Annotated in this window: 11 protein-coding genes; 10 read left to right on the top strand and 1 reads right to left on the bottom strand. The window is 59.9% G+C overall.

All coding sequences use genetic code 11. The annotated features are described in order from the left end of the window. Window positions 1-471: 471 nt before the first annotated feature. Both B472_RS07080 and B472_RS07075 read left to right on the top strand, forming a co-directional pair. The gene (locus B472_RS07080) at window positions 472-1,437 is read left to right on the top strand and encodes a porin (protein ID WP_116798614.1); all 966 of its coding nucleotides are present in this window, start codon (window positions 472-474) and stop codon (window positions 1,435-1,437) included. Between the two features lie 181 nt (window positions 1,438-1,618). Further along, window positions 1,619-2,953 (top strand): alpha/beta fold hydrolase, encoded by a 1,335-nt coding sequence (locus B472_RS07075; protein ID WP_050995440.1) that lies wholly within the window; start codon window positions 1,619-1,621, stop codon window positions 2,951-2,953. Between the two features lie 58 nt (window positions 2,954-3,011). Here the strand turns inward: B472_RS07075 and B472_RS07070 are convergent, their stop codons facing one another. Next, window positions 3,012-3,986, bottom strand: coding sequence for a tripartite tricarboxylate transporter substrate binding protein (locus tag B472_RS07070; RefSeq protein ID WP_026039455.1), 975 nt, complete (start codon window positions 3,984-3,986; stop codon window positions 3,012-3,014). Between the two features lie 210 nt (window positions 3,987-4,196). Between B472_RS07070 and B472_RS07065 the strand changes: the two genes are divergently transcribed. The 8 genes from B472_RS07065 to B472_RS07030 all read left to right on the top strand — a co-directional run bounded on the left by B472_RS07065 (window position 4,197) and on the right by B472_RS07030 (window position 13,251). Next, a complete protein-coding gene (locus tag B472_RS07065; protein ID WP_238147402.1) occupies window positions 4,197-4,820 on the top strand; it encodes a DUF3047 domain-containing protein in 624 nt (207 codons plus the stop codon). Between the two features lie 111 nt (window positions 4,821-4,931). Continuing rightward, a complete protein-coding gene (locus B472_RS07060; protein WP_019426507.1) occupies window positions 4,932-6,536 on the top strand; it encodes an ABC transporter substrate-binding protein in 1,605 nt (534 codons plus the stop codon). After that, window positions 6,536-7,516 (top strand): ABC transporter permease, encoded by a 981-nt coding sequence (locus B472_RS07055; protein ID WP_019426506.1) that lies wholly within the window; start codon window positions 6,536-6,538, stop codon window positions 7,514-7,516. The genes B472_RS07060 and B472_RS07055 overlap by 1 nt, the downstream gene beginning before the upstream one ends. Before the next feature lie 2 nt (window positions 7,517-7,518). After that, window positions 7,519-8,766 carry a M20 aminoacylase family protein gene (locus B472_RS07050; RefSeq protein WP_019426505.1) on the top strand — a complete coding sequence of 416 codons (1,248 nt, stop codon included), beginning with the start codon at window positions 7,519-7,521 and terminating at the stop codon, window positions 8,764-8,766. Window positions 8,767-8,798: 32 nt separating this feature from the next. Then, the gene (locus tag B472_RS07045; protein WP_019426504.1) at window positions 8,799-10,382 is read left to right on the top strand and encodes an ABC transporter substrate-binding protein; all 1,584 of its coding nucleotides are present in this window, start codon (window positions 8,799-8,801) and stop codon (window positions 10,380-10,382) included. A gap of 3 nt (window positions 10,383-10,385) precedes the next feature. Next, window positions 10,386-11,294, top strand: coding sequence for an ABC transporter permease (locus B472_RS07040; RefSeq protein ID WP_019426503.1), 909 nt, complete (start codon window positions 10,386-10,388; stop codon window positions 11,292-11,294). Continuing rightward, window positions 11,291-12,259, top strand: coding sequence for an ABC transporter ATP-binding protein (locus tag B472_RS07035; RefSeq protein ID WP_019426502.1), 969 nt, complete (start codon window positions 11,291-11,293; stop codon window positions 12,257-12,259). The genes B472_RS07040 and B472_RS07035 overlap by 4 nt, the downstream gene beginning before the upstream one ends. Further along, window positions 12,256-13,251 (top strand): ABC transporter ATP-binding protein, encoded by a 996-nt coding sequence (locus B472_RS07030; RefSeq protein ID WP_019426501.1) that lies wholly within the window; start codon window positions 12,256-12,258, stop codon window positions 13,249-13,251. Before B472_RS07035 ends, B472_RS07030 begins: the two co-directional genes overlap by 4 nt. The last annotated feature ends 25 nt before the right edge of the window (window positions 13,252-13,276 follow it).

Below are 13,276 nucleotides of genomic sequence, written 5' to 3'. Positions count from 1 at the left end.
GGACTGACCACATAAAACACCGGCTGATTGGCATCCAAAATGGCCACGGCAGACGCCCCAGATTCCCCTACGATATTCAAGGGCTTTACCATGAAGTCGTCAAGGCTTGCGCACAAAAAACCGAAGAGAGGACGGACGGTCATGCGTTTATCTTGAACAAAGAATGACCGCTCTGTCGCTCTGAAAATTGCCATAAGCAAAGGCCAATGCCCTTACAAAACTTGGCTGAAAATGCCAAGTTTTCCACCACATGGTGTAAACAAAATAATCAGAGATTTTCAACATAAGACATTCATAAAGCACTCATTCAACAGCCCAAAATGACTGCTTAGACACGAGTTTTGTACATTCGAAATGACCGTGTCAAAACACTGAAATTGGGGGCGAGATGCGGTCATTCGAAAACGATTTGGAAAAGCTGCAAAACCATAGAGTGACAAATTCGAAGTTAACTCTTTATTCGACAAATTCATTAACAATGTAACTGCTCTGGCTACATTGGCAGCCGCTGGCACCGCCTTCGCTCAATCCACAGCCACCATCTCTGGCTCGATCTCTGTCGGTGTCATGGACACTGGCGCTGCTGGTGCAACTGCTGCTGTATCAACCCTGGGTGGCGGTGCCAACGCCATCAACATCGTGACTGTTGAAGACCTCGGCGGCGGTTTGCGCGGCGGTTTTGACAGCCAGATGCGTTTCAACGCAGCTACGGGTGACCGCAACTCCTCTGGTACTGGCGCAGCGCTGTTGCACGGCGCCAACGTCTACCTGAGCGGTGGTTTTGGTACCGTTCGCATGGGCAAGATCATTGAAGCCAACAACTGCGCATTTGACCCATGGGCATGTACAGGCGGTGCTGGTTTCGCCGCTGGTGCACCTGGCACCATCTCTACACTGATTGCTGCTCAAACCATCGCCAACTCTGTGAGCTACGCAACACCTACTGTTAACGGCTTCAGCGGCTCTTACCACACATCCGTTTCTGCTCGTACCAACGAGCGTTCGGTCATGAGCTTGAACTACGGCAAAGGCCCTCTGTCTGCTCAATACCTGCAGTCTAAGAACAGCGTGAACATTGCAGGCGACGTCGCAGGTGCTGCCAGCATCACTGATGTTGCTGGTCAAGGTACTTCCGTTGGTGCCAGCTACAACTTCGGCGTGGCTCGTTTGTCCGCAGTCAATGCCAAGACAGAAAACGCTGCTGGCGCTACAACAGCTGACATCACGGCTGTGACAGCTTCCATGCCCATGGGCGCATACACCCTGTTGGCTGGTTATGCCAAAGACAAGAAAAGAGCAGCTACTGCTGATACCAAGTTGGCCATTGGCGCTAACTACGCTTTGAGCAAGCGCACCACATTGGGCGCTGACCTGTTCAAGCAAGAACAAGTCGGTGGCAGCACCGGCTTTGTGGTTCGCGCACGCCACAACTTCTAATCCCACGCTGGCGCAAGCCAGTTGAGGTTTAGAAAATCAAAAACCCACTGTGGCAACGCGGTGGGTTTTTTTACGCTTGAAAGCTGTCTCTGCAGCGACTTCAGCAAGCCATTGACAAGGGATAACACGGGTGTTGCCTCAAGTGACGGCTGATAAATTGAACCTTTCTCAGGATTTCATCATGCACAAAAACAGTCTCGCTGATCGCCCCCTACACACCGCCATCCAATTTGGATTGTCCATCGCAGGCCTGATGTTCTTGGCGGGCTGCGTCAGCTTGCCAAAAGAAGCCCCTCCAGCCAAAGTGGCCTGTCCTGCGGGCGTTCCTGCAGGCACCCAGTGTTTGCGTGGGCAAGACTCGTCGGGCTCACACTATTTGATCGCCACGCCCGCCAAATGGAGCGGTGTGCTGGTGGTGCACGCCCATGGCGGCCCTGCACTGGGTGAACCCAAAGCGTCACGGGCGGATGAAGACATCAAGCGCTGGGCCATCACCTTGACCGAAGGCCATGCTTGGGCGGGCTCGGTGTTCAGACAAGGTGGTTTTGCGGTCACCACGGCGGCCGAAGACACCGAGCGTGTTCGCCGCATCTTTGTGGACCACGTGGCCAAGCCCCAACGCACTTTGCTGCACGGGCAATCTTGGGGCGCCATGGTGGCCACCCGTGCGGCGGAGCTTTACCCCAAATCCTGGGAAGGCATTTTGTTGACCAGCGGCGTGGTGGCAGGCCCCACCACTTACGATTTCCGCTTGGACTTGCGCGCCATCTACCAGCACCTGTGCCAAAACCACCCGCGAGCAGATGAGCCGCAATACCCATTGGCCTTGGGTTTGCCTGCTGACAGCAAAATGACCCCGGCCGATTTGGCCACGCGGGTCAACGCTTGTCTGGGCTTGCGCAAACCAGCAGCACAACGCACGGCCGAGGAAGTCCAAAAAATCAAAACCATCGTGGATGTCTTGAAAATCCCCGAAAACTCGATCGTGGGCCACATCAATTGGGGCACCTTTACCTTGCGCGATGTGGTTGAAAAAAGCGGCGGGGCCAGTCCCTTCGGCAATGACACCGTCAAATACAGTGGCTCCGCCAACGATGCGGCCTTGAATGCCGAAGTGCTTCGCTTCAAGGCCGATGCCAAGGCAAGCGCCAGGTTTGAAGCCGATGTGAACCACCAAGGCCGTTTCAAAGTGCCAGTCTTGACCACCCACGGCATCGGCGACTCCACCGTCTTTGTAGAGGGCAGCGACACGCTGCGCCAACGCATGGAAGCGTCTGGCAACGGCGCGCGTCTGGTGCAAACCTATGTGAACTCCTCAGAGCACAGCTATCTGGGCGATGCGATTTACCCGCCGCTCTTTGAAGCGTTGTTGAACTGGGTCAACCAGGGCACCAAACCCACACCTGCCGGTATTGCCACGCGGTGCACGGCCTTGCGGCCAGCGCAAGCGGCTGAGTGCCGGTTTGACACGGGCTACACGCCTCGCCCTCTGTCCAGCCGCATCGCACCGCGCTGAAAATGCGTCAATCCTGCTGCAGGGGCTTTCAAGCCCATGCAGCAGGCGCATCAAGGCATCACTGCTGCGGTATGCCCGCCTTTTGGATCACATCGGTCCAACGTTTGATGTCGGCATCGAGCAACTGGGCCAGTTGGGTGGGCGTGCTGGACTGGGCTTGCACGTTGAAGCCCGCCAAGCGCTGCACCATGTCGGGCGCGGTCAGCACTTTCACCAGTTCGGCGTTCAAGCGGTTGACCACGGCCAAAGGCGTCTTGCCGGGAGCAGCCAAAGCGTTCCAAGAAGACACATTGAAGTCGCTCAGGCCCGGCAACTCGCGCACTACCGGGGTTTGGGGCAGATCTTTGGGGCGCTTGGCGCCCATCACGCCCAACAAACGCACGGCTTTGGCGTTGATCTGGGGTTTGAGTGGGCCCAAGATTTCGACCGCCACATCGACTTGACCACCCCGCAGGGCGTTGATCACGGCGGGTGTGCCGTTGTACGGAATGATCTGGGCAATGAGGTTGGCTTGGGTGCGAAACAGTTCACCCGCCAGGTGCTGGGTACTGCCAATGTTGATGGTGCCCATGTTGAGCTTGCCCGGGTTGGCGCGGCCAAAGTTGACCAAGTCGGCCAAGGTCTTGTGCGGCGAAGTCTCGGGCACCACGATGGCGATGTCAAACAGGCCAAGCAATGACACGGGCGCAAAGTCAGAACGGGGGTTGAAGGGCAAGGCCTTGAACAAGCCCGCACTCACGGCCGTGCCATTGGACATGAGCAGCAGGGTGTGGCCATCGGGCTCGGCCCGGGCCACTTGCTCGGCCGCCACGATGCCGCCCGCGCCGGGTCGGTTGTCGATCACCACGGGTTGACCCAGATTGACCGAAAGCTGTTGGGCCACGGCCCGCACCGTCAAATCGGCCACGCCACCCGCCCCAAAGGGCACCACAATGCGCAGCGGTTTGCTGGGGAAACTGCTTTGGGCCCAAGCCGTGTTCAATGTCCCTGCGGACAAAAGGGCGGCTTGTACGAGGCGGCGGCGATTTAACATCTTGTCACTTTCGTCAGATTTAATAAGCTCATGATAAATGGCCTCACAGCGGCTCACCATTCGCTGAAACCCTCGGCAATGCCTTCGTCCACCTTCGCCAGGTGCTTATGGGTTGTGGCTGGGTGTTGGGGTCTGGTCGCTTGTTCAGTGGTGCCCCCAAGTCCGCAGGCCGATAGCCCTCCTAGACCCGCACCATTGCAGCAGCTGCCCTTGCATTTCAGCGCCAAAGACACCGCGCAATGGGACAAGATGGTCTTGCCGGGCAAGCTGCGCACCGCCTACAAACTTGAGCGCCAACCCCAAGGCTATGCCCTGCAAGCACAGGCCGAGTCATCGGCCAGCATGTTGCGCCAGCCTTTGCGCATTGCGCCCGAGCAATTGGGCCGCTTGACGTTTGACTGGCAGGTGGAGCGGCTGATTCCCGGGGCTGACATGCAGCAACGCGACACCGAAGACTCGCCGGTGCGACTGATTTTGGTGTTCGAGGGCGACCGCCAGCTGTTCAGCCCCAAAAATGCCATGTTGAGCGAACTCACCCACAGCCTGACCGGCGAGCCCATGCCCTATGCCACCTTGATGTATGTCTGGTGCAACCAGTGCCCGCCAGAGTCGGTGATCGTCAACCCCCGCACCGACCGCATCCGCAAACTGGCTGTGGAGTCTGGCCCCGGCCGTGTGGGCACCTGGTTGAGCTACACGCGGAACATTCGGGCTGATTTCGAAAAAGCCTTTGGCGAAGCCCCCGGCGCCCTGTTGGGCGTGGGCCTGATGACCGACACCGACAACACCCGAAGCACCACACGGGCTTGGTACGGCAAGGTGCACCTCGACTGAACGCACCAGTCCGGTGCGCGACAGGCACTTTGGGGGAATTCCCTCTGTCTGCAACAGGCACAAATGTTGCAAACTGATGGGTCATACAACTGCAACGAACGAGGTGATTGAATGAAGAAATTAGCGCCCCAATGGCTGTCCGGTGTCCTCACCACTTCTTTGGTTTTGGCCGGTTTGGCTTCTGCAGGCCAGGCCCAGGCCAAGCCTTTCAAATGGACCAGCGCCAGTGACATCCCCACGCTGGACATCCATTCTCAAAACAACGCCTTGGGCAACGGGGTGCATGCCGCCATTTTTGACTCGCTGCTGTACTACAACAGCAAAACCTTCAAGATCGAGCCGCGTTTGGCCACTTCATGGCGCGAAGTCACGCCTACACAGCACCGCTTCAATCTGCGCAAAGGCGTCAAGTTCAGTGACGGCTCCGATCTGACGGCCGATGACGTGGTCTTTTCTTTGGATCGCGCACGCGCCAAAACCTCCAACTTCAACATTTACGCCCAAGGCATCAGCCGCGTTGTCAAGGTGGACGCCCACACGGTCGACGTCATGCTGAGCGGCCCCAACCCGGTGCTGATCAACCAATTGACCGAACTGCGCATCATGAGCCGCGCTTGGGCCGAGAAGAACAAATCCATGGAGCCCAAGGACATCCGCTCCAAAGAAGAAAACTTTGCCCACCGCAACGCCATGGGCAGCGGCCCCTACATGGTCAAGGAATGGCAGCCTGACCAAAAGTTGGTGATGGTGAAAAACCCGCTCTGGTGGGGTTGGGCCAGTTCGCCGACCAACGTGACCGAAATCATCTACACCCCCATCAAGAACGAAGCCACCCGCGCCGCCGCTTTGCTGTCAGGTGAGATTGACTTCATCCTGGACCCCAGCCCGCAAGACTTGGGCCGCATGCGCAACAACGCCAACCTGAAGGTGGTGGACGGCATCGAAAACCGCACCATCTTCTTAGGCATGGACCAGCACCGTGAAGAATTGCCGGGCTCCAACGTCAAGGGCAAAAACCCCCTCAAGTACGTCAAGGTGCGCAAGGCGCTTTACCAGGCCATCGACATCGACACCATCCACCGCGTCACCATGCGCGGCCTGTCGCAAAACACAGGGGCCTTGGTGGCGCCCCAAGTCAACGGCTGGACGCAAGGCGTGAACACCCGCTTCCCTTATTCACTCGACGCCTCCAAAAAGCTGTTGACCGAAGCCGGCTACCCCAACGGCTTCGAGGTGGACTTTGCCTGCCCCAACAACCGCTACATCAACGACGAAGAGATCTGCCAGGCCATCACCGCCATGTGGGCCAAAGTGGGCGTGCGCGCCAAGCTGCGCACCTTGCCCCTGGTGACTTACTTCCCCATGATCCAGCGCTACGAAGCCAGCATCTACATGCTGGGCTGGGGCGTGCCCACCTTTGATGCCTTGTACAGCCTGCAGTCGCTCACACGCAGCGTGGGCACGGGCGGTGACGGCAACTACAACGTGGGGCGCTACAGCAACACGCGCATGGACTATGTGGTAGACCGCGCCAAAACCGAGACCGATCTGCCAGTGCGCAACCGTTTGCTCACCGAAGGTCTGCAGTTGTCCAACGACACGGTGTCGCACATTCCGCTGCACAACCAAGTGATTCCTTGGGCCATGAAGAAAAACGTGGAAGTGGTGCACCGCCCTGACAACCGTCTGGATTGGACGCTGATCAAGGTCAACTGATGCTCGCTTTCATCTTGCAGCGGCTGATCCAGGCCGTGATCGTCATGGTCACGGTGGCTTTCATCGCGTTCTTGTTGTTCCAGTATGTGGGCGATCCGGTGGTGTTCTTGCTGGGTCAAGACGCCACCAAAGAGCAAATCGACGAGATGCGCAACGCGTTGGGCCTGGACCAACCGTTCTTTGTGCAGTTTGGCCACTTCTTGGTCAACGCGGTGCAAGGCGAGTTTGGCCTCAGCCTGCGCCAAGGCGCCAAGGTCTCGCGCCTGATCGCCGAGCGCCTGCCCGCCACCCTGGAGCTGGCCTTGGTGGCCGCCTCATTGGCGCTGCTCATTGGCATCCCCATGGGGGTTTACGCCGCCTTGCGCCGGGGCACTTGGACCAGCCAACTCCTCATGACCGTGTCGCTCTTGGGTGTGTCCTTGCCCACCTTTTTGATTGGCATTTTGCTGATCTTGGTGTTTGCTGTGATGCTCGGCTGGTTTCCCAGCTTTGGCCGGGGCGAGGTGGTGCAAATGGGCTGGTGGTCCAGCGGCTTGGTGACCGCCAAGGGCTGGCACCACATCGTGTTGCCGGCCGTCACGCTGGCCATCTTTCAGCTCACGCTCATCATGCGTTTGGTACGGGCCGAGATGCTGGAGGTGCTGCGCACTGATTACATCAAGTTCGCCCGTGCGCGGGGTTTGTCCAACCGCACCATCCACTTTGGCCATGCGCTCAAAAACACCTTGGTGCCGGTGCTCACCATCACCGGCTTGCAGTTGGGCGGCTTGATCGCGTTTGCCATCATCACCGAGACGGTGTTCCAGTGGCCCGGTATGGGTTTGCTGTTCATCCAAGCGGTCACGTTTGCAGACATCCCGGTCATGGCGGCTTATTTGTGCCTGATCGCGCTCATCTTTGTGGTCATCAACCTGATCGTTGATTTGTTGTACTTTGTGGTCGACCCGCGCCTGCGGGTGGGCAAGCCCGGAGGTCACTGAGCATGGGCGCTTCTTTGCAATCGGTGTTGGGGCACGGCGCGGCGTTTGCCCGCATTGCCCAGTTCCACCCCGAGCTCACGGCCTTCAGGCGCGACCTGCATGCCCACCCCGAGTTGGGCTTTGAAGAGGTCTACACCGCGCGCCGCGTGGCCGAGATGCTGCAGGTGTGCGGCGTGGACAGCATCCACACCGGCATCGGCAAAACCGGCGTGGTGGCTTTGGTGCATGGCCTGGGGCGCTCGGCCAGCCACCCCGGCCGCATGATCGGTCTGCGGGCCGACATGGACGCGCTGCCACTGACCGAACTCAACGAGTGCAACTGGAAGTCGTCCAAGCCCGGCCTGATGCATGGCTGCGGCCACGACGGCCACACCACCATGCTCATGGGTGCGGCCCGTTATCTGGCCGAAACCCGGCGTTTTGATGGCACCGCGGTGCTGATCTTTCAGCCGGGCGAAGAAGGCTATGCAGGTGCCCGCGCCATGATGCAAGACGGCTTGTTCGAGCGCTTTCCGTGTGAGCAGGTCTACGCCCAACACAACTCCCCTGAGACGCCCTTGGGCGTGATCGGCATCACCCCCGGCCCGATGCAGGCGGCGGTGGACCGCATCGAGATCCACATCCGCGGCAAAGGCGGTCACGGCGCCCGTCCGCACCAAGGCATCGACCCGGTGCTGGTGGCAGGCCACATCATCACTGCCGCGCAAAGCGTGGTGGCCCGCAACCTGTCGGCCTTTGACCAGGCCGTGGTCAGCATTTGCTCGATGCAAGGCGGCCACCCCGGCGCCATGAGCGTGATCCCCGGCGAAGTCACCTTGGTCGGCACGGTGCGCACCTACAGCGAGAGCGTGCAAGACCTGGTTGAAGATCGCTTGCGGTCTTTGTGCTCGGGCATTGCCCAAGGTTTTGGCGCATCGGCCGAATTGACCTACGAACGCGTCTACCCCGCCACCGTCAACACCGTGCCCGAGGCGCAGTTCGCCTGCGATGTCGCCGCCAGCTTGGTGGGCGAAGACAAAGTTTGGCGGAACATGCTGCCCAGCATGGGCGGTGAAGATTTCTCTTTCATGCTGCAGGCCAAACCCGGTGCTTACATCCGCATCGGGCAAGGTCTGCCGCACGGCCCCGGCCCGCACCCGCTGCACAACAGCCGCTACGACTTCAACGACGAAATCTTGCCACTGGGTGCGGCCTTGCACGCCAGTTTGGTGGAGCAAGCCTTGCCCCTTCAGCCCCAGGCAGCCGCCTGATCGGCATTCACATTCAACCCCAGGAGAATCCCATGCGCATTTCCAAACTGTCCCGTGGCTTGTTGGCCGCCACCCTCGTCTCGGCTTTGTCGCTGGGTGCTGCGCATGCGGCCACCGTGCGCATTGCCAACCAGGGGGATGCTTTGTCGATGGACCCGCACTCACTCAACGAATCGCTGCAACTGAGCGTGACCAACAACGTGTACGAGTCGCTGGTGGGCGTGAGCAAAGACCTGAAATTTGAACCCGGTCTGGCCACCTCGTGGAAGCAGACATCGCCCACCGTGTGGCGCTTTGAGTTGCGCAAGAACGTGCGCTTTCACGACGACACGCCCTTTACGGCCGACGACGTGGTGTTCTCTTTGGCCCGTGCTGCCGGTGAAGGCTCCGACATGCGCAGCAACACCAACGACATCAAGGAAGTGCGCAAAATCAACAGCCACACCATCGAGATCGAAACCAAGTCCCCTTTCCCGATCTTGCCCAACGTGCTGTCCACCGTGTTCATCATGAGCAAGAAGTGGTGCGAAGACAACCAGGCCACACGCCCGGTGGACCGTCGCCGGGGCATTGAAAACGCCGCGTCTTTCCGCGCCAATGGCACAGGCCCTTACCGCCTGCGTGAGCGCCAGCCCAACATCCGCACCACCTTTGTGCGCAACGGCAACTACTGGGGCAAGATCGAAGGCAACGTGGACGAAGTCATCTTCTCGGTCATTGCCAACGACCCCACCCGTGTGGCGGCTTTGCTGTCCGGCGAGATCGACATCATGGAGCCCGTGCCGGTGCAAGACGTACCGCGCATCAACACCAGCCCCAACACCCGCGCCATGGTGGCGCCTGAGTTGCGCACCATCTTTTTGGGCATGGACCAGCGGCGCGACGAGTTGCTGTACTCGAGCGTGAAGGGCAAGAACCCCTTCAAAGACAAGCGTGTGCGCCAGGCTTTTTACCAAGCGATTGACATCGAAGGCATCAAGCGCACCGTGATGCGCGGTGCCTCTAACCCGACCGCCCTGATGGTCGGCCCCGGCATCAATGGCTTCAACCCCGATTTGAACAAGCGATTGCACTTTGACATCGAAGCCTCTAAAAAGCTGTTGGCCGATGCGGGCTACCCCACTGGCTTCACCATCGACATGAACTGCCCGAACGACCGCTATGTGAACGACGGTCAGATCTGCGAAGCCGTGGCCGCCAACTTGGCCCGGGCGAACATCAAGGTCAACCTCAAGGCCGAGACCAAGGGCACTTACTTCCCCAAAATCTTGCGCCGCGACACCAGCTTCTATCTGTTGGGCTGGACCCCCAGCACCTATGACGCGCACAACGCGCTGAACGCCTTGATGCGTTGCCCTGACGACAAGGGCGCTGGCCAGTTCAACCTGGGCGCTTACTGCAACCCCAAGGTCGATGAGTTGATGATCAAGGTGCAAAGCGAAACCGACCCGGCCAAGCGCAGCGCCATGATCCGCGAAACCTTTGAACTGCACAGTGCCGACATCGGCCACTTGCCTTTGCATCAGCAAGCGCTGGCTTGGGGCATCAACAAAAAGGTCACTTTGACCCAACGTGGTGACAACTACATGCCTTTCAAATCCATCTCCGTCAAGTAAGCCATGAATGTTTTGAAGCGCTGGCTGAACAGCGATGTGGGTTACAGCTTCCGCCAATCGCCCACGGCGATGGTGGCAGCAGCCATCGCCGCGCTGTTCCTTTTTTGTGCGGCCTTTGCGGGCTGGGTGTCGCCGACCAACCCGTTTGACCTGGCCACGCTGGAGCTGAGCGATGCCCGAATACCGCCCGCCTGGATGGAGGGCGGCAGCACGAAGTTTTTGCTGGGCACCGATGACCAGGGCCGTGACATTTTGTCGGCCATCATTTATGGCTCGCGCATTTCTTTGGTGGTCGGCCTCGCGTCGGTGGTCTTGTCGGTGGTGGTGGGCGTGGGATTCGGTCTGTTGGCGGGCTTTCGCGGCGGCTGGATCGACGCATTCTTGATGCGCTTGTGCGACGTGATGCTGTCGTTTCCAGCCATTTTGGTGGCGCTCTTGATCGCGGGTGTGGGGCGTGCGCTTTTTCCCGATGCCCATGAGTCCTTGGCGTTTGGTGTCTTGATTTTGTCGATCACCCTGACGGGTTGGGTGCAATACGCCCGCACCGTGCGCGGCACCACCTTGGTCGAGCGCAACAAGGAATACGTGCAAGCCGCGCGTGTCACGGGTGTGGCGCCCTTGCGCATCATGTTCAAGCATGTGCTGCCCAACGTGATGGGGCCGGTCATGGTGCTGGCCACCATCCAGGTGGCCACGGCCATCCTGACCGAAGCCACTTTGTCATTTTTGGGCGTGGGCGCACCGCCCACATCGCCATCCCTTGGCACCTTGATCCGCATTGGCAACGACTATTTGTTCTCGGGCGAATGGTGGATCACGATTTTTCCGGGGCTGATGCTGGTGCTGATCGCCTTGTCGGTCAACCTGTTGGGTGACTGGTTGCGCGACGCGCTGAATCCGAGATTGCGATGAGCCTTTTACAAGTCAAAAATCTGGTGGTGGAATTCCCCAGCCGCCACGGCACGCTGCGTGCGCTGGACGACATTTCGTTCGACATTGCCCCAGGCGAAATTTTGGGCGTGGTGGGCGAGTCCGGCGCGGGCAAATCGCTCACGGGCGCTGCCATCATTGGCTTGCTGGAGCCACCGGGCCGTGTGGCCGGGGGGCAAATTGTGCTCGAAGGCCAGCGCATCGACAACCTGAACAACGACGAGATGCGCCACATCCGGGGCCGCAAAATTGGGGCGATTTTTCAGGACCCACTGACCTCGCTCAACCCGCTGTACTCGATTGGCAAGCAACTGACCGAAACCATCTTGGCCCACCTGCCCGTGACGCCGCAAGAGGCCCGGCAACGCGCCATTGACTTGCTCAAAGACACCGGCATTTCGGCCGCCGAAGAGCGCATCGACCACTACCCGCACCAGTTTTCGGGCGGCATGCGCCAGCGCGTGGTGATTGCGCTGGCCCTGGCTGCCGAGCCTCGGCTGATTGTGGCCGACGAGCCGACCACCGCGCTCGATGTGTCGATCCAGGCGCAGATCATCAGCTTGCTAAAAAAGGTCTGCAAAGACCGGGGCGCAGCCGTCATGCTGATCACCCATGACATGGGCGTGATCGCCGAGACCTGCGACCGCGTGGCTGTTCTGTATGCCGGGCGCGTGGCCGAAATCGGCCCAGTGCACCAGGTCATCAACCAACCGGCCCACCCTTACACCGCTGGCCTGATGGCCTCGATCCCTGACATGGACAGTGACTGCGAACGCCTGAACCAAATTGACGGCGCCATGCCGCGCCTGAACGCCATTCCACAAGGCTGCGCCTTCAACCCGCGCTGCCCGCAGGTGTTTGACCGTTGCCGCCAAGACCGCCCTGACTTGGTCCATGCCGGTTCGACCCAAGCGGCCTGCTGGCTGCACAACGGGAGTGCGGCATGAACGCGCACAAGACGCAGCCTTTGGTCGTGGCACACGATCTGGCCAAAACCTTTGACGTGTCGGCCCCGTGGCTCAACCGCGTCATCGAGCGCAAGCCGCGCCAATTGCTCAACGCGGTCGATGGCGTGAGCTTTGAGATCGAACGCGGCAAGACGCTGGCCCTGGTGGGCGAATCCGGCTGCGGCAAAAGCACGGTGGCCCGTTTGCTGGTGGGCCTGTACGAGCCGACTCGCGGCGGCCTGACCTTTGACGGGCAAGACGCCCACGCGGCCTTCAAATCATCGGACGCCAAAGCCATGCGGCAGCGCATCCAGATGATCTTCCAAGACCCCTATGCCAGCCTGAACCCCCGCTGGACGGTGGACAACATCATTGGCGAGCCGCTCAAGGAGCACGGCCTGATCAGCGATGCCGAAGAACTCAAGGCCCGCGTGGCCGAATTGCTCCAATCGGTGGGGCTGTCGCCGCTCGACATGGTCAAGTACCCCCACCAGTTTTCGGGTGGGCAGCGCCAGCGCATTTCCATTGCCCGCGCATTGGCCACGGCGCCTGAGTTTTTGGTGTGCGACGAACCCACCTCGGCGCTCGATGTGAGCGTGCAGGCGCAGGTGCTCAACATCATGAAAGACCTGCAGCGCGAGCGCGGCCTGACGTATTTGTTCATCAGCCACAACCTGGCCGTGGTGCGCCATGTGAGCGACCAGGTGGGTGTGATGTATTTGGGCCGACTGGTGGAGCTGGCCGACAAACACACCTTGTTTGGCAACCCACAGCACCCCTACACCCGCATGCTGCTGGACGCGATCCCGAAGATGCACGACACCGGCCGGGCCCGCACCCCGGTGCAAGGCGAAGTGCCCAACCCCCTCAACCCGCCGACAGGCTGCACCTTCCACCCCCGCTGCCCCCAGGCCACCGACATCTGCCGTGCGGAGCGGCCTGCGCTGCGCGACTTCAAAGGCATCAAGATCGCTTGTCACGCGGTGGTTTAACGCCCTGACGGACCTTTAGACCGCA

Source organism: Limnohabitans sp. Rim28, assembly GCF_000293865.2.
GTDB lineage: Bacteria > Pseudomonadota > Gammaproteobacteria > Burkholderiales > Burkholderiaceae_C > Limnohabitans_A.
The sequence above is the reverse complement of the archived record's forward strand: the minus strand, read 5'-3'. Positions and strand labels throughout refer to the sequence as shown.